At 68.5% G+C, this 651-nt stretch carries 2 protein-coding genes; both read right to left on the bottom strand.

The genetic code is table 11. The annotated features are described in order from the left end of the window. A partial coding sequence (locus tag A6M56_RS13245; RefSeq protein ID WP_286758166.1) for a response regulator occupies positions 1 to 289 on the bottom strand: 289 nt, incomplete at its 3' end. Then, a partial coding sequence (locus A6M56_RS13240; RefSeq protein WP_353744919.1) for a sensor histidine kinase occupies positions 286 to 651 on the bottom strand: 366 nt, incomplete at its 5' end. The genes A6M56_RS13245 and A6M56_RS13240, both read right to left, overlap by 4 nt.

Genomic DNA, 651 nt, shown 5'->3' with positions numbered 1-651 from the left:
GGGCGCGCACCGGCACGATATCGTCGTGATGGGCCGACAGCATCAGCACGCGCGCTTTCGGTTCCCAGACGAGCAGCCGCTCAAGCGCCGCCAGGCCGCCGAGGCCGGGCATCGAGACATCCATCACCACGACATCCGGGTTCGATTCGGCGTACAGGCGGACGGCGCTCTCGCCGCAATCGGCCTCGCCAATCACGCTGGCGCCAGCCCCTTCGAGCAGCAGGCGAAAGCCGAGGCGGACCATGGCGTGGTCGTCGGCGAGCAGGACACGGACTCCGTTCAGTTTCATGCTTCTACCCTCCCCTGTGCCAGCGGCAGGCTGGCCTGGAGCACAAAGCCCCCGCCGGCCGGCGTGGCGATTTCGAGTTGCCCGCCGAGCAGCGCGATCCGTTCGCGCATGCCCTGCAGGCCGAGGCCGCAACCGGCCTGTCCGGAAGGCCGCCCATCGAGGCCGCGGCCGTTGTCGGCGAGCCGGATGTGCACTGTCGTGCCCAGCTGGCGCAGCGTCAGATCGACCCGGCTGGCATCGGCGTGGCGAACGATATTGGTCAGCCCTTCCTGCACGGTTCGCAGCACACACTGTGCCAGCGCGTCATCGAAAGTCTCGTCGGCCAGCGCGATGTGGCTGGCCAGGTGAATCGGATGCTGTCG

The organism is Ralstonia sp. RL (assembly GCF_001683835.1).
GTDB classification, from domain to species: Bacteria; Pseudomonadota; Gammaproteobacteria; order Burkholderiales; family Burkholderiaceae; genus Ralstonia; species Ralstonia mannitolilytica.
This window is presented reverse-complemented; position numbering and strand designations above follow the sequence as displayed.